The organism is Pontibacter diazotrophicus, from assembly GCF_003367245.1.
In the GTDB taxonomy this organism is placed as follows: domain Bacteria; phylum Bacteroidota; class Bacteroidia; order Cytophagales; family Hymenobacteraceae; genus Pontibacter; species Pontibacter diazotrophicus.
This window is the reverse complement of sequence record NZ_QRGR01000019.1, coordinates 134,361-155,908: the sequence shown is the minus strand read 5'-3', so window position 1 is coordinate 155,908 and position 21,548 is coordinate 134,361. Positions and strand designations below refer to the sequence as shown.

The window sequence follows — 21,548 nt, the reverse complement described above, 5'->3', positions numbered from 1 at the left end:
ACATCGAGATCTTCTACAACAGAGAAAGACTCCATTCAAGTCTGGGATACCGTACACCCAAACAAATGGAAGAAATGTTAAACATTTAGCAGCTTAATCCTTTGTCCAATTTATTGTTGCAAGTTCAGGGTGTAGAGTTCAGAGGTAAGGTGCCTGTTCTATATTGAAAGCAGCTTTAGAAGTGATGATTCTCTTTGTAAATAATTGTCCGCAGGTGTAATCATCCCCCTACCCCCTTCAAAGGGGGACTTTTCGCAAATGTTTACTTTAATTTTAACTCTCTAACTTCAGAGACCCTCTAACTCCCAAACTCTCTAACTTCAGAGACTTTCTAACTTCCCCAACACTTCCTCCACCTGGTTCCTCACTTGCTTATAGCCGGCTTTGAAGTTGTTGATGCCTCCTTCGGCCCAGCCGCGCCAGAGGAGCATTTTTGATTGAGGACTGATGAGGTCGATGATGAGGGTGCCTTGCTTGAACAGGTCGACGCTGCGGTAGCCGGGCATATCGGCATTCCCATAATTATAGCGGTAGCCGCGCATGTAGCCGTAACTATAGCCAAACCCGGTACTGAAGTTCTCCGGCTTGTCTTTCTCCTCCGGCACCGACACACTGACATCGTAGGCTACCAGCACATCCGGATTCCTCTCGGCTTTCCTGTAGCCGCGCTCCTCTAACTCCTCCTCCACTGCCCGCCGAATATGCATGTCCAGGTTCTCGTTAAAGCCCTTGTCATAGTCAGCTTCAGCTACGGGTTGTTGTTGAAACCAGGCATAGGTTTTATAGGTTTCCATGCGGGCGTAGGGCGCTTTAATGGCACTTGCTCCCACTGCCCCGGATGTTGTGACGCAGGAGTTCAACCCAATAGAGCACATCATGAGGCAAAGCAGGACTATCAGGCGGTTAGTAGCTGTTATCATTAATTGAAACAAATGGATGTAAGTAAAGATGCAACGCAAAATATGAATTGATTATTCCCACTTTGAAGGTAGGGCCGTTTCATTCTAGGCGATTCTCCCCTTGAGGGGAGCAAGAGGGGTGTTTACATGCGCAGAGAAATTACTTGAAACATTTTCCTAGCTGTTTGCCTCTGTATTAGACACCCCTATAATCCCCTCAAGGGGATAGTTTGTAGAATGAAACGGCCCTGTCCTTGAAGGGGGTAAGGGGATGTTTACACCTACGGTTTATAACGCCACCTTCCTTCTTAGTGACAGGCTTCGACCCAATGTCGTCAACTGTAGCTGAACTGTCATTTCGAACAGGGTGAGAAATCTGGGTCATTTCATGTCCCCGCAATATTTAATACTTATCAAAGCGTTTAAAATGACAAATTAAAGCTTACGTTGGTGGCATGGGTCCCAACCTGTCACTACTGGATTACGCCCCCACACAACAGGTGACAAGTATCATTTTTCCAGACCAAGTGAACCAGTAGGTTTGCAAAAATAATACAAAAACAAATTTAGGACGAAGCAGCCAGCATCGCAAGCACTAGTACAATTCATTAAACATACCATATACTTACAAAGTATAGCTACTAAAAAAAACAATAAGAATGTATACCCAACCCACAACCTATAAATCAGCTGAAGAAGCGCTTTCCGTTATTCAGTCAGGAGACAGGGTTTTTCTGCACGGAAGTGCGGCCACTCCCTCCTACCTCATCAAAAAATTAGCAGAACGCGCTGACGAACTGCGCGATGTAGAGCTGGTGAGCATCTCCACCTTTGGCGACATGCCCGTGGCCGACCCGAAGTACAGCGACTCCTTTTATATCAACTCCCTTTTTGTGTCGGCCAATGTGCGGGAAGCGGTAAACAGTGGACGCGGCGATTATGTGCCTATCTTCCTGAGCGAAATCCCCAAGCTCTTCCGCAGCGGCATCATGCCCCTCGATGTGGCCATCGTTCATGTTTCCCCTCCCGACCGCCATGGCTTTTGCTCGCTGGGTGTATCCGTGGACATCGCCCGGGAAGCAGTGCTGAGCGCGAAGCATGTGATTGCGCAGGTAAACCCACAGATGCCGCGCACGCATGGCGATGCCCTCATCCATACCCGTCGGTTTGATGCCCTGGTGGAGGTGAACGAACCGCTTCCGGAAGTAGACTACAGCCAGAAGATAAGCAGCGCAGAGGAAAAGATTGGAAAGTATATAGCGGAAATGGTAGATGACGGGGCCACGCTGCAGATGGGCATCGGCGGCATTCCGGATGCGGTGCTCGGTTACCTGACAAATCACCAGCGACTCGGCATTCATACCGAGATGTTCTCAAACGGCATCCTGCCGCTGGTGGAGAAAGGAGTTATCACGAACGAACACAAGAAGAAGCATCCGGGCCGCATCGCGACAGGGTTTATAGTAGGTAACCGCCAGCTGTACGATTTTGTGGATGACAATCCTCTTATTACAATGTTGCGGACAGATTACGTGAATGATGTGACGGTGATACGAACCAATCCGAAAATGACCGCCATCAACAGTGCCATAGAGATTGACCTGACCGGGCAGGTGGTTTCAGATTCTATCGGCACCTACCAGTACTCCGGCATCGGCGGCCAGATGGATTTTATGCGTGGTGCTGCCCTATCTAAAGGAGGTAAACCTATCATAGCACTGCCTTCTATTACACACAAGGGCATCTCCCGCATCACGCCTTTCATTAACCAGGGAGCCGGCGTGGTGACGACCCGCGCGCACGTGCATTATGTGGTAACGGAATACGGCGTGGCTTACCTGTACGGCAAGAACCTGCGCCAACGGGCCAAAGCACTCATCGGCATTGCTCACCCGGACCACCGCGAACGCCTGGAGGAAGAAGCATTGAAGCGTTTCCGGCATATATAAAAATATTTTGCCTGCAAATGCAGGGGTAGGTTTAAGTATAACAGACGGTATGAATAGAAAAGCTCTTCACTTCTAGCTCCAGAGGAGCGGTCTTCACTGATATAAAACAGGCCGCTCCTCTGGAGCTAATTATGCTTTTGAAACTGCCGGCTATTAACAGGCCGTCCCGCTGGGACTAAGTAAGACATAAAAGGAAGGGGGCATTTTGATATAATCATATATAATACTCCGACTATAGCGCGAGCGTCTTCGCTCGTGTTTACTATCGTGCGGCCTCTGGCCGCTTTAATCTATACAAATCGGCCAGAGGCCGTGTGATATTAATCATGAGCTAGGAGGCTCGCGCTATGAAATATGTTGATGAAACGGCCCTACCTTCGAAGCAGGGCTGTTTCATTCTCCAAGATTATCCCCTTGAGGGGATTATAGGGGTGTAAATTTCGGAGCTATATTGCCTGATTTACCCTTTTTGCGGTCTTCCCGCAGGTGTAAACACCCCTCGCGCTCCCCTCAAGGGGAGAATCGCCTAGAATGAAATGGCCCTACCTTCAAAGGGGACTCTTCAATAAGTTTACACTTGTTGCTTCCCTTACTATAAAGCTGTTTATTATCTATTAGAAGCTATACCAAGGTCTTTTTTACTTCTAAAGTACAGCCATTTATAAATTACAACTTCTTTTTATTTGTCTGCTGTTTGTACGTATAAAACGCTATAGCCTCTAGGTATAAAGCTATACAACGAAAATAGCTTTATACCTGTATGAGAGGTAGAAACTATGAAAATTAAACTCTAAGAATATGGCTGATATTTCAACGCGTGTACCGTCCGCACCCCCTCAGTGGGTGGAGAACTTTGCTAAGTTAGGACTTAGTGCCAAAGGTGTGGTGTATTGCCTGATTGGGATTCTTGCTTTTATGTCTGCTTTTGAACTTGGAGGGCAGTCTACAGAAGGCGCAGACCGATCTGGTACCTTTCAGTTTATACTGGAACAGCCTTTCGGCAAGTGGCTTTTAGGAATAGTGGCAGTAGGCTTGGCGTGTTATGTGCTCTGGCGCTTTATACAGGCAATACAGGATACAGACCACGAGGGCTCCAACGCGAAGGGTATAGCCAAACGCCTGCGCTATGCCTTCAGCGGATTGATATACGCTGGTTTAGCTTACCTGGCAGCTAACATGGCTTTGGGAAACGGCGGAGGCAGCGGCGGCGATTCCCGCCAAACCCTGGCCAGCGAGCTTTTGCAGCAACCCTTCGGCCAGTGGCTGGTGGGCATTGTGGCGGTGGGCACGATGATAGCCGGGCTCAACCAGATTTACCATGGATACTCTGAGGATTATAAGAAAAAAATCCGGAGCACGGGTTTGAAAAGTGACGTCGAAGACACGATGATTCGCGCCGGCATGGCCGGTTTTATAGCACGCGGCATCGTCTGGCTGGTGATTGGTTATATGTTTCTTCGGGCAGCCCTTCATTCTAACGCCCAGGAGGCCGGAGGCAGTAGCAGAGCTTTTGCTTTCCTGGAAGATGCTTCCTATGGCTCCTACCTGCTCGGCGCCGTGGCCCTGGGATTGATTTGCTACGGCGTATTTATGTTCATGCGCGCAAAGTTTCTGCCAGTATACAGGTAACTGCTAACGTAAGTCAATTACTTAAACATCCTGTTCTTCCTATCAAGAGGCAGAGCAGGATGTTTTTTTACTGGCTTACTAGCAACTCTACTGTTAGGGCTTCAGAATAAATCCCATCGTTCCAGTTCTGTAGAACTTATTTTTCTGATGTACCGGGTCAAACCACCCCTGCCCCTCCTGGGGGTGCAGGGGCCCCCTTTAGAGTCCAAGGAGGGGAATCTGCTTCTTTAGGTTGCCAATGGCTTTTTCTATTGTTAAGGCTTTTTGTTAAGGCTTTACCTATATACAAATTTCCAATGTTTTCCGCACGGAGTGAATGAGTTTACAGTCTTTGGGTTGAGCGCCTGGGGGTAGAGGCCCTCTATTTGGAGATTTTTCGGTGCCGCGTGAGCGGCAGCGCCCTGGCGCAGAAAAACTCTCAGCGCGATGCCCTTAAAGTGGGCCCCTTCCCCCAAGACGAGGCCTCTCGGCCTTGAGAGCTCGGAGAGAAATAATGAAACAGTAGGTCTGATGCCGCTGGATAAGCTATCACCACGGATGCTTAGGCAAAGAACAACAATGAGCATAAACTATGGAATGAGCTATAGGAAAAGCGGTATCCACAGCAAAACCTTCTCTCCTATACCAATTATCAAGTTGATTCCGTACCTAATCATATCAGCTGTTATAAACAGTACATGCCAATAATCATCTTACATGCTCCAACACAAACTAACCAATCCAGACGCACTTATCCAGTTACGCCACGATCTGCACCAGCATCCGGAAGTATCAGGGCAGGAGAAGCAGACGGCAGAACGCATTGTGCAATACCTCCAGCAGTATAATCCCGACCAGCTATTGACTGGCCTGGGAGGTACTGGCGTAGCCGCTGTCTTCAATGGCAAGAACCCGGAGGGGCCGGTGGTGCTATTCAGAGCGGAATTGGATGCCCTGCCTATAGCAGAGACAAACGAGTTGGCTTATACTTCAAAGCAGAAAGGTGTCGGCCACCAGTGCGGCCACGACGGCCACATGACCATACTGACCGCTTTGGGAAGTCTCTTACACCAGCACAAACCAGCGAGAGGGAAAGTCATACTGCTGTACCAGCCAGCGGAAGAGACAGGCGCAGGAGCATGGGATTTGTTGCAGGAAGAAGCCTTCTTAGCGTTACAACCGGATTATGTGTTTGCCCTGCACAACCTGCCGGGGGTACCGATGCACCAGGTGGTGGTGCGGCAGGAAGTGTTTGCCGCTGCCTCAACAGGTATGGTGGTCGAATTGCAGGGGAAATCATCGCACGCAGCTGAACCAGAGAAAGGTTTGAACCCCGGGCAGGCGATGGCTGAAATTGTGCTGAACTTCAACCAGATTATTCAGCAGAAGGCACAGTTTGAGGACCTCACGCTGCTGACGGTTATTCATGCCCGCTTGGGAGAGGTGGCCTTCGGCACCAACCCCGGCTTCGCTACAGTGATGGCTACACTCCGCTCCTACCAGCCTGCTGATCTCAAAAAGCTTAAAACGCTAACTCAGGGGGCTGTAGCCCGTATGGCAGAAAAGCACGGGGTAAGCTATAAGCTGCATTTTGTAGAAGAGTTTCCTGCCACGGTAAACTATCCGGAAGCGGTGCAGCTGGTACAGAAAGCAGCTGACTATTTGAACCTGGAGGTGAAGGAAGCGGAGCATCCTTTCAGATGGTCGGAGGATTTCGGCCACTTCACACAGAAGTATAAAGGGGCCATGTTCGGGCTCGGGTCCGGTGAGGCACAACCACAGCTGCACCACTCTGACTACGATTTCCCGGACGAGCTTATCCCGACAGGAGCAGCTATGTTCCATCGCATTGCAAAAGAAATACTGAGCCAATAACACACTATGTTTCACTCTTCTTATATCGAGATAAGTAAATCAGCACTTCAAAACAATATCAATTTCCTGAAGCAGCAGGTCGGACCTAACGTTACCTTCTCATCTGTTATTAAAGGCAATGCCTATGGCCACGGCATTGAAGTATTTGGGCCACTGGCGCAGGCATGTGGCATCGATCACTTTTCCGTGTTCAGTGCCGATGAGGCACAGCGGCTGCAGGATGCGCTTCCCAGGCCTGCCACCATTATGATAATGGGCTACATCGACAATCCGGAACTGGAATGGGCAATTGAGCATGATATTGAGTTTTTTGTTTTCGAACCTGATCGATTAATAGAAGCCGCCAAAGCAGCCGCGAAGATTGGCAAGCCTGCCCGCGTACATATCGAACTGGAAACAGGCATGAACCGGACGGGGTTTAGCCCATCTGAACTTGATCACCTAAAGACTATCCTGCTGAAATACAGCCAGCATCTGGTGCTCCAGGGGCTGTGTACCCATTTTGCCGGGGCTGAAAGTTTTCAAAACCACGAACGTGTTATGGCGCAACAACAAAGCTTCGAGGCACAGCGGAAAGCGTTGGAGGAAAGTGGTCTTGTTCCGAAGCAAACGCATACGGCCTGTTCGGCTGCGATGATGGGTTACCAGGATACGCACATGGACATGGTACGGGTGGGCATAATGCAGTATGGTTTCTGGCCCAGCCCGGAAGTGTACAGCCAGTATGTGAGCCGGCAAAAAAACAGAACAGACCCTTTGCAGCGCCTCATTAACTGGAAAAGCCGCATCATGAGCCTGAAGCAGGTGCCGCAGGGTGAGTTCGTTGGCTACGGTTCCTCTTTTCAGGCTCCCCGCGATATGGTGATGGCGGTGGTACCCGTAGGGTATGCCTGGGGCTACAGCCGCTCGCTCAGTAACCAGGGGCAGGTACTGATACAGGGGCACCAGGCAGGCGTGGTCGGCATCGTAAACATGAATGTGATGATGGTGGATGTGACCGATATTCCGAATGTTCAGAAAGACGACGAGGTGGTGCTGCTCGGGAAGCAGGGCAGCCAGAGCATCTCCGTCGCCTCTTTCAGTGAACTCAGTTCGCAGCTTAACTATGAGTTACTGACAAGGCTGCCACTGAACATACCCCGCGTTGTAGTAGCGTGAACTGATTTTTGATAGACGTAAAAGGATAAAGTTTAGCTGTCGAAGCTGTTACTGATATTTCTGCCTAAAAGAGCAGCAAAAGAGCAGCGTAATTCTAAATCACAATTTATACCCGCAGTTAAAGCAGTAGTTGGCGTCAGCAGGATGACCTTCTACATGGCAATTGGGGCATACGCGGGTGGTGTCAGTCCCACGGTCAGATTTTGCCAGTTCTACTGAAACAATGCCAGTAGGCACTGCAATGATGCCGTAGCCCATGATCATGATGCAGCTTGCAAGCATCTGGCCGAGCGTCGTTACAGGCGCAATATCACCGTAGCCCACAGTGGTCAGGGTGACGATGGTCCAGTAGATGCTCTTCGGAATGCTGGTAAACCCGCTTGCTTCCCCCTCGATCAGGTACATCAGAGAACCCACAATGACCACCACCAGGAGGACCACTCCAAGAAACACCAGGATTTTGTTCATGCTGGCGCGCAGCGCCTTCGACAACACCTGCCCTTCGTTGATAAACCTGGTCAGTTTAAATATACGCGCAATCCGAATCAGTCGCAGCACCCGCACCACTGAAAGGTACTGGCTTCCAAAAATAAGGAGACTCAGGTAACTCGGAAGTATAGAGAGTAAATCAACTATTCCAAAAAAGGAGAAGATATACTTGAACGGGCGTGGCGTGCTGTAGATGCGCAGCGCATATTCAATCGTGAAGAGGATGGTAAATGTCCACTCCAGAAAGCGAAAAAGAGGAAGGTATTTATCGTTTATCTCCTCTATACTTTCCAGGGAAACAACAAGCACACTCAGCAGTATGAGCAGCAGTAACACCACGTCGAAAGCCTTTCCACCCGTGGTTTCGGCTTCGAAGATGATGGTATAAAGTTTCTTTCTGAGCGTGCTTTTGGGTTGTTGAGTCATGTGTGGATGAACAGCGCTAAGATCATGTTTAAATTTTTCCTTTGCGATACAAATTGCCCATATAGGAACCTGACTTCACGCTTTTATCGCCCCAAAGCGCTGCTGTGAGGCTCAGAAACCGTTTCTCCAGAACCCTTTCTGAACAATTTCCGCTTGAAAAAGAAGTTTGAACATGCTCTAAAGAGTTAAGTATACGTCAAAAATAATTTAAGGCTTTATTCATGCTGCCGGCTTTTGCAGGCACCATATAAAAGAGATACAATCCGCATTTAATCTCGCTGCAGCTTAGAGGCCGGAACTTACCTTAAAGCAGGCATGAAGCAAAACTAAGCATTTCAGCGGGAAGCATTTACTTCTTCACCTGAAGCTGGGGCAGGGCAGTTTGCAGTACGTTCATCCTGTTCAGTTCCTGGACCTGCACATTGATCTTCTGCCGGTCGCCGGGGTTATGAATTTCTTTGTCAGCATCAAACAGCAGCAATTCAGCTTCTTTAGAAAGAACAGGCTTTAGATGCGGGTATTCCTGCACCTTAAACAACAGGCTGCGCAGCAAGAACAACAGCCGCAGCAAAATAACACTGCTGCCCTTGCCATAAAGCCGGATCGGGCTCAGGGAAGCAGCATACAGGTTCTCGAACGTTTCGTGCTGAAAGCGAATGCGGGCAGCACCGTCTTTGTCATACAGCACCTTTTCATCCGTTAGCTGCATCCGAAGCACAAAAAGGTCTGTGAGGTAATCAATGGCTTTGATTGCCGTTCCGGGATCATTGATTCCAGGACTTAAAGCCTTCACGGCACTTTCTGTAATATGTTTGAAGCCAAAAAGGTAATTAACGCTTGGTCGCTCCTCCCTGTAAAAATTCACCAGGTCAAAGAAATTCTCTTTGAACTCGTCCATATTTTCGAGGCGCTTGTTGATACGCGCAAAGGGAATACCATCTATCAGAAAGCTACCCAAAGACCTCTCAAAATCCATGACAACATTATACTTGCAGCACAGTTCAAGCACAGCCTGCTCGTCAAGGCTTTGCAGGTACCCGGTTTTAGGGCTTGTAAGGTAATGCCAGCTATGGTCACTTACAAAAACATTCGGCACTCCGGGTCCTTTATCCTTTTCTATCGCCTTAGTTAATTCCTTATGGGTGACCGTGTAAATACTTTCAAGGATGCTTTCAATCTGAATGGATTGAGAGATAGAATGAATGAAATACACAAAAAAGCCCAGGCACACGAAGGTAAAGCACATGGCAAGGAAAATGGAGAACCCGGGAAGGGAGTTGTCATAATACTCGGCCCGCACATTTACCATGATAATTAAGGTATAAATGAGAGTGCCCAGGTATAAGCCCAGCACACGCTGGTTCGATTTATAAGATATAAGCCCAGGTATAACCCGGGGGGTAAAATTGGCACTTGCCTGGTTCAGCACCAGCATCACCATGGTGAAAGAAAAAACGGTGAGTGAGATGATGCCGGTGGTAATGGAACTCAGTATAAGCCGTGCTGTCTCACCATTTGTAATGATCATAAAGGGCAGGTCTTCTCTGAAATGCGAACTAAGCCCCTGTGCTTCTAAGTAAAGCATGAGCAAAGCCAGCGCGAAAAAGAAGGCAGAGATCAGTGTCGGGTAAAAGCCAATACTGTTAACGATGTAGTGGTAGGCAAACTTTAGTTGACTCAGTATTTTCTCCATGATGCAAATTAAAAAAAGCTGCAAAATAAGCAGCTTTTTCTGTTGGCTCATTTAGTAGTACCTGGAGTGAGAGGTTATAAAAAAGAAGTTATACGTCTGTCCAGACCGGCGTTTTCAGAGCGACCTCCTTCAATCTTATCGCACCTCTCCTACTCATACAGACAGGTCACAACCTGTTCGAATGAGGCATTTATAAAAGGAAAAAGCTGTTCCAGTCACATCTCCTGCTGTTAGCTAAAATCCTGTTTAAACCCCAGGCTTATAAGAGGTAAAGGTCTTGTCGGTGTAGAAAACCATGACCTGTTCTATGGCTCTACCGTCAGCCAGTGGTGCTCTTACTACAGGAGACGGTTCTTGTACTTTTTCAGGTGGTGGCGATGGGTTTGGTGTTTCAGCACTTGCCTTAGGCTGTTCATCTTCTGGGGAGGCAACAGCTTTTTCAGGCTTACTTTCTGAGGCTAAACCTTTTAGCATATCTCCTTCTCCGAGCAAAAGCCAGTTGACGCTTATTTCCCTGTAGCAGCTTATAATCTTTAGCATGACGTCCAGACTCGGTTTATTCCTGCCGCTAAGGATGTGGCTGACTACAGCACGAGGCACTTCTATGTTATCAGCAAGTTGAGTAGAGGTAAACTCCTTATACTCCATGAGTTGCCTTATTCGATCCACCATAGGATGACGTTATTTTGCTTTTTTAGACCTTTACATTTGTAACATACAAATGATTTTACAAGAAAACAAACGTTAATCAATATAAATATAGCTTACTCTTGTTCTTCACATAGTATCTCACTACAGTCTATAAATGAGCTGTTTATAAGTAATGATTGCCAGCAAAATAGTACTGTTTACAAATGTATATACATTTGTAAACAGTAAAACCGCTATTATTCCTGCAGCCTTCGCTCCTGCTTCTATAATAACATCAGGAAAACAGAATTTTGTTGGTGAAATGGAGGCTAAACTTTAGAAGAAATGTGTATCAAAACTATATAAGTGACATAATGGCAGGGATAAAAGACGCTATTGTGGATAAGTCGAGTTATCCACAATAGCGTCTTTTTCAACCTTTTATCACTATTCAAAAGGTCTTATACTTTCAATCTGTTGAGTTGATTCTGGCCAGGCTATGACATAAATGGCGAAACAAACGAAGCGGCAAACACTCTATAGTGTCTATATTGATAATAGCACTATACCGGCAAACCTATGATGCACTACTGATAAGAAAGAGGAAGGAAAAACAAAGGCCGGTAAGAAGGCTTATTCAAAAGCAGCTCTCTTACCGGCCTCTAAAAAATTAAAAAAGGAGTTTTCTATTTGACGAGTAAAACACCATGCATCCGGTGCCAGTGGTCTGGATAGGTACACACATAATTGTAAGCACCCGGTTTTGAGGGAGAGATAAACTCGAGCTCAACAGTCTGCCCGGGCAAGGCCATGGGTGAGGCCGCAATCACAGCCGGTGTTTCCGGCACATAGTTTCCGGAGGCGCCTACTTCAGCAGCCGCCATCGCTACCTGCTTGTACTTGTCGGGGGCAGTGAAAACTACATTATGCATCATGGGCATATCTACCCCTTCGTTGATGAATGTCAGGTTTACCAGAACCTCTGCTTCAACCTCAAGGGTATCCTCTTTGTAGGCTATCTCTTCGAGGGTATTCCCGATGGCATGCAAGGTTATTTCCTGTACCGGCTGCAGCGTCGTATCCTGCTCCTCCACCACATAGGCACCCGCGCTATCAGCTTCACCTTCTGCCATCAGTTCTTCAGAAGCAACAGGAATCTCCTCCGATCTAGAATCTGCCGGATTACAGTTCCAGAGGAACAAGCAACAAAACAGCAGACTTCCATTCAAAACATATCTTTTCATTAGTATCTCATTTAATAAGCAACAGAGCCCTTAAGCCATGCAGTTGATTGAAGGTGAAAGGCTCTGTTGCTTGTGGCTGGTGCTCTTCCAAATGTTCAGAGACCACAGCCATCTTTTCTTATATCAAAAGCGGATTACCCGAAGTATTCTTGGGCCAGCTTTTTATCGTGGCCGTAGAGGTCTTCCCGGAAATGTATCTGCCCCTTCTCATCTACCCAGCTGGTAAAGTAAACAATATACACCTGCACCTTGGTAGGCAAGGTTACCCATTCTTCCTCACCGCTGGTCATGGTACTTCTAATTTTAGACTCGGTCCATTCCGGCTGGTCCTGCAAAAGGTATTTGGCAAGTTCCACCGGTTGCTCTACGCGCACACAGCCATGGCTAAAATCACGGGAGGTCTGGCTGAAGAGCGCATCAGCGGGTGTATCGTGCAGGTACACGTTATACTCGTTCGGGAACAGGAACTTGATCATACCCAGGGAATTCTTAGGGCCCGGTTTCTGGCGCACCATGTACTGGAAGTTCTCCTTTGTAACATTGTCCCAGTTGATGGAAGAAGGAGAAATATTCTTCGGATTCTTTTCCTTCGTTACCACCTCCATGTTCTGCGTGGACAGCCAATCCGGGTTGTTCACCAACTTCGGCTTAATCTCAGCTTCCATAATGGTATTGGGCACGTTCCAGAAAGGCGCCATCACCACATACTCCAGTTTATCACTGAAGATGGGGGTCGAGTGCATGGTTTTACCTACAATCACGCGCATGTCCATCACCTTCTTATACGCTCTTTCGGCTTCAGGATCGTTATCGGGGTCTTCATAGATGTACATCTTGTACTCCGGAATATTCACCCATATATACTTCTGATCCAGGCTCTTTGGCACCAGACGCTTTGGAATCCAGCGCCAGCGCTCCATGTTAATCGTTATCTGGCGGATGCGTTCCTCCACCGGCACGTTCATGGTGGAAAGGGTATTCCCTCCTACTACGCCGTCTTCTTTCAGGCCGTGCAGCATCTGGAACTGCTTTACCTGCCTGGCCAGGTTTCCATCATATACATACAGGGCAGAATCGTTTTGTGAGAATTGCTTATCCGGGTTAAGGCGCTTGCGCAGCGTTAACACAGCCGCCGCCGTATCCCCTTCTTTCAGCACCTTTCTATCGCCTAGTTCAATTTTGGGCCACCCGCCTTCTTCCTCTAGTTTACGATACTCCTGGAGCTTGTCACGAAGCCGGGTATAGCCTGCATGCAAGGCCTCAAACTCATAGTATGGGTACGTACTCTCACGCTCGCGTAAAATAGTCTGGAGGGTCTTGTGCAGTTTGATTTTGTTTTTCTTAACATCCCAGCTGTTGTTTCCAACCAGCTGCGGGTTAAAACGGCCCCGGTAAAAGTCAGACGCATAGTTAAAGTAGGAAGCTGTGAGGGCCACGTCAATTTCCTGCTGCAGCGCAAGCCTGGCAGAATCCTTGGGCTCCATCTGCCTGTACTGCTCTATCATTTTCTCGATGTCCACGATGCGGTATTTTGCCGGCTCAAGCCCCTCTTTGGAAGAACCTTCTATAACAGCCAGAAACTTTTCTGTTTCAGGCACCAGTTCGTTTTCACGGAACCAGGCCAGTTCATAATCCCGGTCGCCGTAAAACAGGAACATATATTCTTCATGCTCCTTAAATTCCGGTTCTTTTTCAATGTAATTGACTACAAACACGCTGTCGGTAGAGGCTTGTGGTAACTCGTTGCTACCAAACAGGCCGGAGGTTATTCCCCCCTCATCGCCTCCTTCTGAAGAGGTCTGGTTACAACTGCTTACTGCAACCATGCCTAGGCCAGCAACAAGTGGCACAACAAGATATTTATGAATGTAAGGGTTCATTTTTCGGGTTTAGTTGGTTAATGTGCTTTTTAACTGAATCTGTCTGAATACTGCTCTGGTTAATCCTACAACAATCTTTAAATAGTCCAATTAAAAGTATCTTAATGAGTTAAATTTGGCACTTCAGCTCTATGTACTACAAAACAGCACAAAATGTTCTATAGAGGTTCTTCTATGCTTTGTTTTAGCTTTTCAGCCCCTGTTATACGTTGCTTACTGCCACCATTCTACATCATAACAATACGAAAGAGAAAATAGTTAACGGCTGCCCCAAGCGAATCCGGCCCGGCCTTTGCTTCCGCTTTCGTCATTTGGCTTTAAGAGCATGTTTAAAATTCATACTTTGCGCTGCAAATTGCCCATAAAGGAACCTGGCTTCTCCTTTTTCTCGCACCATAGCGCTGCTATGCTGCGAGAAAAACACTTCGCCAGAACCCTTTCTGAACAATTTTCGCTTGCAAAAACGAAATTTAAACATGCTCTAATGCCTATCTTACACCTAAAAGATATAAAATAAATAATGAACGTATACCTACGATGCTTACTTGGGCTGGGTGTGGCAGGAAGCCTGCAGCTTGCCTCCTGCTCCACGCAACCTGCTAACAACAACCAAACCATGACAGAAGAACAAAGTGCTGTAGAAGCAGCCCCTGTTGATGTGCACAGCTATGCCAGGCCCGCAGAGGCAGTAGCCCAACACCTTGACCTGAATATTGCGGTTAACTTTGACCAGAAAGTACTAAGTGGCCGGGCAGCTTACCAGATAGAGAACAAGACCGGCACAGACCAGATTATTTTCGACACGCGCAACCTGCAGATTGAAAAGGTTTACTTAGGCGATGCACTGGAGGAAACAACCTTCCGCTTAGGCGACAGTGACCCGACCCTGGGCCAGCCCCTGATCGTACAGATCAAACCTGATACGAGGAAGGTGACTATACAATACAGCACTTCGCCGGATGCGGCCGCCCTGCAGTGGCTGAACCCACAGCAGACAGCCGGAAAACAGCACCCGTTCCTGTTCACGCAGTCGCAGGCTATCCTTGCCCGCACCTGGATCCCGATCCAGGACAGCCCCGGCATCCGCATCACTTATAATGCCAATGTAAAAGTGCCAAAGGAGCTGCTGGCTTTGATGAGTGCAGAGAACCCGACAACAAAGAACGACACCGGTGTTTACTCGTTTGAGATGAAGCAGCCGATCCCTTCTTACCTGATGGCCCTTTCAGTGGGTGACCTGACGTTCCGCGAAATCGGGCCGCAGACAGGTATTTATGCAGAACCTGCTACCATTGACGCGGCGGCTTACGAATTTGCTGAAATGGACAAGATGCTCGTGGCTGCCGAAAAACTGTACGGGAAATACCGTTGGGACCAGTATGACCTGCTGGTGCTGCCGCCCTCCTTCCCTTTCGGCGGTATGGAGAACCCACGCCTGACCTTTGTGACGCCTACTGTGCTGGCAAAAGACCGCTCCCTCACCAGCCTTATTGCGCATGAGCTCGCACATAGCTGGAGTGGTAACCTGGTTACCAACGGCACCTGGAACGACTTCTGGCTGAATGAAGGCTTTACCGTATACTTTGAGCGCCGCATTATGGAAGAACTCTATGGCAAAGAATACGCGGATATGCTGAACGTGCTGGGCTACCAGGACCTCACCAACACCATAGAGGAAATAGGTGCCAGCCACCCGGATACCCGCCTGAAACTCGACCTCGCAGGTCGTGACCCGGATGAAGGGCTGACAGATATTGCGTACGAGAAAGGAAACTTCTTTTTAAGGAATGTTGAACGGGCCGTAGGCCGCGAAAGATTTGACGCCTTCCTGAACAACTATTTCAGCACCTTTGCCTTCCAGAGCACCAACACAGACAAATTCCTGAACTTCCTGCGCTCTGAGCTGATAAAAGGAGACGAGGAACTGGCGCAAAAGATAAATGTGGAGGGATGGGTTTTCTCGCCGGGCCTGCCAGAGGACTTTGTGAAACCGACATCCTCCCGCTTCGCGAAAGTGGAAGAAGCTTACCAGAGCTGGCAAAGCGGCACACCTGCCGCACAGCTAAATACAGCTGATTGGTCGAGCCACGAATGGCTGCACTTTATCCGGATGCTGCCGGAGCAGATGTCGCAGCAACAGTTAGCGGAGCTGGACAGGGCCTTCAACTTCACCAACTCAGGCAATGCTGAGGTTTTAGCCGCCTGGTTCCTGCATGCCATCCGTAACAATTACACTACTGCTGACCAGGCGCTGGAGACTTTCCTGACGAACGTGGGCCGCCGCAAATTCCTGGTGCCGATTTACAGGGAACTGATCAGGACGCCGGAGGGAAAGAAAAAGGCGCTTGCCATTTATGCGAAAGCCCGGCCTAATTACCATGCAGTGTCTACGGTAACACTGGATGACCTCCTGAAGTAGAAGCAAAAAGAGAGGCGCAGCTAAAGTATAGCTGCGCCTCTCTTTTAAGTTTGTTTTGTGTTGGAAAACTCTGTTACCTTCTTACCTGCTGATTAAGCCAGGCGAAGGTACAGAGCCCCTCTAGTATCAAATCAGAATGTTGACTTATTTTTCAGCCTTGATATTAATGGCCTGCTCTGCAAGTTTTGTAAGCTTAGCATCTGTCTTCTTCTCTTCTTCAAGTGTGGTTGTCAGATGCTTTAACACATCCTTCATATCTAACTGCTTCGCATACGCACATACAGTACCATATGCAGCAATTTCATAGTGTTCTACCCGTTGTGCACTAGCAATGAGTGCGGCATCCATTACACTTGCATCTGCCTTCTCGCTAATCATCGATTCGGCTTCACGGATGATGCCTTCCATTGCCAGGCATTTTTCACCTTTGGCCTTCTCGCCAAGGGTTTCAAAGACACTCTCCAGGCGCTCGATCTGCTGCTGTGTTACATCCAGGTGCTCCTGAAAAGCTTCTTTTAATTTATCTGAAGAAGTTGCCTTCATCATTTTAGGGAGCGCCTTCGTAATTTGCTGCTCTGCGTTATAAATGTCTTTTAGTTCGTGGATCAAAAGGTCCTTTAAATTGTTAAGTTTCATAGCTTGGAAAGGTTTCGCGTTAAAAAATTAAATGGCTTATCAGCCTATGTACATCACTATACGACACACTAATCGCTGAGTTTTGATATATGATTTTTTATTAACTAAATAGTTGTTTTATTTCGCTGCAACAGTGTATAATATAAATTAATCTATATACATAAATAGTGAGCTATAAATAAATCGTGGAAATCTGTAGAACCTGATCCGGTGCGTCAATTATTGTGAAACGATTTTTATTAAATGCTGTAATCCTATTGGGATGGTGGCATGTTTTGTAAATTGCACGTGCTACCCTGATGAAAGAATAAAAGACGACAGCACCCGTGGACAAACCCAAAGGAAAACTTATTGCGATAGGCGGAAATGAAGATAAGGGTACCTACCCTAATCCCAGATCAAAGAAAAAGTATTACCTCGACTTTTTTGAGTTGGGTATACTGAAGCGCTTTCTGCAGGAAATCCCAGCCCGTAAACCACAGATTGAAGTCATTACAACAGCATCCATGATACCTGAAGAGGTCGGGGAACGCTACCTGAGCGCCTTCGGAATTTTGGGGGTGGAGAACGTGGGCCTGATGCACATCCGCACCGAAGAGGACGCACTGGACCCGGCGTACCTGGAGCGGATTAAAAAGGCAGATGGGGTGATGTTCAGTGGCGGCGATCAGTCCCGTATTACGCGTATGTTCCTACACACTGACATCCTGGAAGTGCTGAAGCAACGCTACTGGAACGAAGATTTTACAATAGCCGGAACCAGCGCCGGGGCCATGGCCATGTCCAAAGTCATGATAAAAGGCGGCAGCGCCACTGAATCGCTTTTGCGGGGCTCCGTTAAAATCGGTGAGGGGCTTAACCTAATTGATGGCGTTATCATCGATACGCATTTTGTGGTCAGAGGCCGCTTTGGCCGCCTGATGGAGGCGGTAGTAACGCACCCTAAAACAGTAGGGATTGGTTTAGGTGAAGACACCGGAGTACTTCTGACAGAAGGCCATATCATTGAGACTATCGGCTCTAATCTGGTGGTAGTGGTAGATGGCCACGATGTGCAGTACACAAACGTGCATGAGGTAGAAAAGGGCCGTCCCGTCGCCATCGATAACATGGTGATGCACGTGCTGGCGAAAGGCAACCTCTATGATTTCAACTCCCGCCGCTTCTTCAAAAGCGAAGAAGCTTTTCACCATGCGCAGTTACAGGAAACAAAGTAAGCAACTACTATAGGGTTAGAAACAAATGCCAGTTAATTAGCCTTCCCTGTATATTCCCACAAAGGTTTCTTCCTGGTTTTGCTTGCTGGCCCGGTACATTCCTTCAGAGTTGAAGGGCAGCGCCACCTCTCCAGCTGCATTCACGGCAATCAGGCCTCCTTCCCCACCGAATTGCACCAGCTTATCCATTACTACCTCATCACAGGCCTGCTGCAGCGAATAACCTTTATACGCTATCAGGCAGGACACATCATAGGCCACTACGGCACGCATAAAGAATTCTCCGTGTCCGGTGCAGGAGACAGCACAGGTGTTGTTGTTGGCATAGGTTCCCGAGCCAATAATAGGTGTATCGCCAATCCGGTTATAGCGTTTGTTAGTCATTCCGCCGGTGGAGGTGGCAGCAGCCACGTTTCCTGCGCTGTCTACGGCAACCGCTCCTACGGTGCCATACTTCTCATCCACCTGCTCCGTGTGGTCGAGCATAAAAACATCGGAGTCGCGCACTTCGCTCCATTGCTTGTACCGCTGAGAACTGAAGAAGTAGGATTCAGGAGCAAAGGCAAAGCCATGGTTCCGGGCAAACTCTTCTGCCCCATAGCCGCTCAGCATCACATGGTCGGAGTGCTGCAGCACAGCCCGCGAAAGACTGATGGGGTTCCTGATACCCTTCACGCCCGCTACTGCTCCCGCTTCCAGTGTTTGCCCGCACATAATAGCAGCATCCATCTCGTGCCCGCCTTCTTTCGTGAAAACGGAGCCACGGCCAGCATTAAACAAGGGGTTATCCTCCAGGCTTACAACCGCCTGCTCCACAGCATCCAGCGCTGGCTTTCCGTCCTGCAGCAGTTTATACCCTAATTCTACAGCCTCTTTCAATGCGGCTTTATAAGCTTTCTCCTGCTCCGGGGTAAGAGATGCTTTTGTAATGGTGCCAGCTCCTCCATGAATAGCAATGGCTATGTTTCTCATATAATGAATGGGTTCAATTTTAATTTAGTATCCTGTACGCCTCCTATTATCCAGCTGTTTTAAAAGAGACTTTTTGAAGGGAACAACAAAGTAGAATTTGAGCTTTCAGAGAAAGTTTTGAAAGTATTACAGAGATTTTAAAAGAGATTTGTCATAGCTAAACCTGATAAAAAGTGATACGTTGCAATTTATAAAAACACCTGAAGTTCAGGTGCTCTATTTTAATTACTAATAAAATTCAATTATAGCTATGGCAATAAATTTTGATAAATTCGCACAAGAAGGAAAAGAATACATTAACATATTGGCTGCAGACCTGGGACACCCTGAAGAAAAGGGAAAAACAGCTATCTTACTCAGAGCCGTGCTGCATACGTTGCGTGAACGCATCACTATCAGTGAGTCTCTGAATCTGCTGGAACAACTCCCCATGTTCCTCAAAGGGATATATGTGGAGCATTGGAAATATAAAGAGAAGCCGCTTAAGATTAAAAGTGTGGAAGAGTTTGCAGCGGCTGTAGAACAGGAACAGGCAAAAATCGGAGAGCGCCAGTTTGACTGGAATCAATCTACTGAAGATCTGATCTCGATGGTGCTCACCTCCCTCGGCACCCGTTATTTCTCTGAAGGGCAGTTAGAAGACATTGCCGTTCAGTTACCGGAAGAACTCAGACAGCTCTTTCCGGTGGAAGTGAACAATGGGCGGTAGCCAAAGTTTACCAGGCTAATTTGATGGAGATTAATCTGTAAAACGAAAGAAACACTTTAAGCACATACGCTTGTGCCTGGTAACGTATAGGGTTGTTTTGCACTGATTTTTATAGCTGATTTAGTGCTGCAATGGGCCTGAATTAGATGAAAATTCGTTATCTTTGTTTTAATCTAGATAACCTATTTAATTCATAAATTATGTCGTTTGATATCCAAGGTAAGCTGTACGAAACGTTTGAGGAGCAACAGGTAAGTGATAAGTTTAAAAAGCGCGAATTCGTGCTGGAGATTCCGGATGGCTCGTACACGCAGTATGTAAAGTTTCAGTTAACGCAGGATAAGTGCAGCCTGTTAGAAGCTTTCAAGAATGGCGATGAGGTGAAGGTGACATTTAACCTGACCGGCAAGCCTTTCACTAAAAACGGCACTACCATGTACTTCACAAACCTGCAGGCCTGGAGATTAGAGCCAGCAGGAGCTAATACGCCTGGCGCAGCTCCTCAGCAGCAGCAGGATGCTCCTTCGTTTTATAGCAGCGAAGCAGATAACGATCTACCTTTTTAAGGAATTGAATCTTCAATAAATAAAAAGCGAGCTTTGAGGCTCGCTTTTTTTATGTCCTTCTATATTATGAAGCTGATAAAATTTAAAACTAGATGGTTTGCATGAGCGCACGTATTCTTTGTGAAATCCGGATTTAAGCTATAAAACAAATTATGGGTTGAAGTGTGATAACGGACCCTTTAAAAAAAGTGTCAGCGGGACGGTTTGTTCAAAGGAAAAAAGCTCCTTCTCTAGCTCCAGAGGAGCGGCCTGTTTGGTACATTATGATATACGAGCACCTTCAGAGCTTTAAATTGGATTATTGAATTCAGCTGATAAGAAACCTGGCTGCTTGTATCGCTTAACTTATATCATTATCTTTTATAGTATAGCACGGTTTTTGAAAAGCTTCATTGGAGTTTAGAACATGCATCCCTCTCTAAAAGAAGATTGCTTACAATATTTTGACGAAGCGGCAGAACTAAAATTTCCGATTTCAGTTAATACTTTCAGCGCCTCCCAAACCTATGGACGAACTACAGCGCCTGATTTTACTAGGCGAAAACGACACCGTTGATTTTAAGCAACGGGTAACGCAGCCCGAAAAAATTGCCCGCACCCTTGTGTCTTTTGCTAACACCCGGGGCGGGATTATCCTGATAGGAGTAAAAGACAACGGCACCATTTCAGGCATTGACCCTGAAGAAGAGAAACACACCCTACAAATGGCTGCGGATTTTTACTGCGACCCTCCTGTGCCCGTGCAGTACGAGGAAGTGGAGGAAGACCACCGGACAGTACTGAAAGTGATTATAGAGGAGAGTAAGGTGAAGCCTCACTTTGCCAAGGTGAAAGAAGACGACTGGCGCGGGTACGTACGCGTGAAGGATACCAGCGTGCAGACAAGCAAGATGGTGAACAAAGCGCTGGAGCAAGCACCCGACCAGTTTGAGCGCCTGCCCCTGGACCGGCACGAGAATGCCTTGTTGGGCTATCTGCAACTGAGCCCCCGCATTACCTTAAAACAGTACATGAAGCTGGCAAACCTTTCAGAACGCCGCGCCTACCGCACCCTCGTAAAGCTGGTCATACACGGCTACCTGCGCCTGCACGACAAAGAGAAAGAAGAATATTATACCCTGAGTTAAGCGAACGCTACTCACTGAATCAGCTTCAATTAAATTTCTTAGCAAACAATC

The 21,548-nt window shown here is 47.5% G+C and carries 17 protein-coding genes; 9 read left to right on the top strand and 8 right to left on the bottom strand.

The features are described 5' to 3' along the window. Nucleotides 1-320 precede the first annotated feature (320 nt). The gene (locus DXT99_RS17165; protein ID WP_115566810.1) at nt 321-920 is read right to left on the bottom strand and encodes a DUF4136 domain-containing protein; all 600 of its coding nucleotides are present in this window, start codon (nt 918-920) and stop codon (nt 321-323) included. Nucleotides 921-1,558: 638 nt separating this feature from the next. Here DXT99_RS17165 and DXT99_RS17160 point away from each other — a divergent pair. The 4 genes from DXT99_RS17160 (at nt 1,559) to alr (ending at nt 7,489) form a co-directional block, all read left to right on the top strand. After that, complete coding sequence (locus tag DXT99_RS17160; RefSeq protein WP_115566809.1) at nt 1,559-2,848, top strand: acetyl-CoA hydrolase/transferase family protein; 1,290 nt, start codon at nt 1,559-1,561, stop codon at nt 2,846-2,848. 798 nt (nt 2,849-3,646) lie between these two features. Continuing rightward, nucleotides 3,647-4,477 (top strand): DUF1206 domain-containing protein, encoded by an 831-nt coding sequence (locus DXT99_RS17155; RefSeq protein WP_115566808.1) that lies wholly within the window; start codon nt 3,647-3,649, stop codon nt 4,475-4,477. Nucleotides 4,478-5,173: 696 nt separating this feature from the next. Next, complete coding sequence (locus tag DXT99_RS17145; protein ID WP_115566806.1) at nt 5,174-6,331, top strand: amidohydrolase; 1,158 nt, start codon at nt 5,174-5,176, stop codon at nt 6,329-6,331. Nucleotides 6,332-6,337: 6 nt separating this feature from the next. Further along, nucleotides 6,338-7,489, top strand: coding sequence for an alanine racemase (gene alr / locus DXT99_RS17140; RefSeq protein WP_115566805.1), 1,152 nt, complete (start codon nt 6,338-6,340; stop codon nt 7,487-7,489). A gap of 99 nt (nt 7,490-7,588) precedes the next feature. Here the strand turns inward: alr and DXT99_RS17135 are convergent, their stop codons facing one another. The 5 genes from DXT99_RS17135 to DXT99_RS17115 form a co-directional block, all read right to left on the bottom strand. Further along, nucleotides 7,589-8,404, bottom strand: a complete 816-nt coding sequence (locus tag DXT99_RS17135; RefSeq protein WP_115566804.1) for an ion transporter — start codon at nt 8,402-8,404, stop codon at nt 7,589-7,591. 349 nt (nt 8,405-8,753) lie between these two features. Further along, on the bottom strand, nt 8,754-10,097 hold the full coding sequence (locus DXT99_RS17130) for a DUF2254 domain-containing protein (RefSeq protein ID WP_115566822.1): 1,344 nt from the start codon (nt 10,095-10,097) through the stop codon (nt 8,754-8,756). 246 nt (nt 10,098-10,343) lie between these two features. Further along, nucleotides 10,344-10,769, bottom strand: coding sequence for a helix-turn-helix transcriptional regulator (locus DXT99_RS17125; RefSeq protein WP_115566803.1), 426 nt, complete (start codon nt 10,767-10,769; stop codon nt 10,344-10,346). Nucleotides 10,770-11,413: 644 nt separating this feature from the next. Beyond that, nucleotides 11,414-11,971 (bottom strand): plastocyanin/azurin family copper-binding protein, encoded by a 558-nt coding sequence (locus DXT99_RS17120; protein WP_115566802.1) that lies wholly within the window; start codon nt 11,969-11,971, stop codon nt 11,414-11,416. A 134-nt stretch (nt 11,972-12,105) separates the two neighbouring features. Further along, on the bottom strand, nt 12,106-13,851 hold the full coding sequence (locus tag DXT99_RS17115) for a L,D-transpeptidase family protein (RefSeq protein WP_115566801.1): 1,746 nt from the start codon (nt 13,849-13,851) through the stop codon (nt 12,106-12,108). 520 nt (nt 13,852-14,371) lie between these two features. Here DXT99_RS17115 and DXT99_RS17110 point away from each other — a divergent pair. Then, a complete protein-coding gene (locus tag DXT99_RS17110) occupies nt 14,372-16,270 on the top strand; it encodes a M1 family metallopeptidase (RefSeq protein ID WP_246000800.1) in 1,899 nt (632 codons plus the stop codon). Between the two features lie 144 nt (nt 16,271-16,414). On the opposite strand, the gene DXT99_RS17105 is transcribed toward DXT99_RS17110, so the two are convergent. Beyond that, entirely contained in the window at nt 16,415-16,906 is a 492-nt protein-coding gene (locus DXT99_RS17105) for a YciE/YciF ferroxidase family protein (protein ID WP_115566800.1), read from the bottom strand. 326 nt (nt 16,907-17,232) lie between these two features. On the opposite strand from DXT99_RS17105, the gene DXT99_RS17100 reads away from it, so the two are divergent. Continuing rightward, nucleotides 17,233-18,123, top strand: coding sequence for a cyanophycinase (locus tag DXT99_RS17100; RefSeq protein ID WP_115566799.1), 891 nt, complete (start codon nt 17,233-17,235; stop codon nt 18,121-18,123). A gap of 36 nt (nt 18,124-18,159) precedes the next feature. On the opposite strand, the gene DXT99_RS17095 is transcribed toward DXT99_RS17100, so the two are convergent. Continuing rightward, the gene (locus DXT99_RS17095) at nt 18,160-19,095 is read right to left on the bottom strand and encodes an isoaspartyl peptidase/L-asparaginase family protein (protein WP_115566798.1); all 936 of its coding nucleotides are present in this window, start codon (nt 19,093-19,095) and stop codon (nt 18,160-18,162) included. Nucleotides 19,096-19,345: 250 nt separating this feature from the next. On the opposite strand from DXT99_RS17095, the gene DXT99_RS17090 reads away from it, so the two are divergent. The 3 genes from DXT99_RS17090 to DXT99_RS17080 all read left to right on the top strand — a co-directional run bounded on the left by DXT99_RS17090 (nt 19,346) and on the right by DXT99_RS17080 (nt 21,497). Further along, nucleotides 19,346-19,804, top strand: coding sequence for a DUF2267 domain-containing protein (locus DXT99_RS17090; RefSeq protein WP_115566797.1), 459 nt, complete (start codon nt 19,346-19,348; stop codon nt 19,802-19,804). Between the two features lie 200 nt (nt 19,805-20,004). After that, nucleotides 20,005-20,370 (top strand): DUF3127 domain-containing protein, encoded by a 366-nt coding sequence (locus tag DXT99_RS17085; protein ID WP_115566796.1) that lies wholly within the window; start codon nt 20,005-20,007, stop codon nt 20,368-20,370. A gap of 506 nt (nt 20,371-20,876) precedes the next feature. Further along, nucleotides 20,877-21,497, top strand: a complete 621-nt coding sequence (locus DXT99_RS17080; protein ID WP_115566795.1) for an AlbA family DNA-binding domain-containing protein — start codon at nt 20,877-20,879, stop codon at nt 21,495-21,497. The last annotated feature ends 51 nt before the right edge of the window (nt 21,498-21,548 follow it).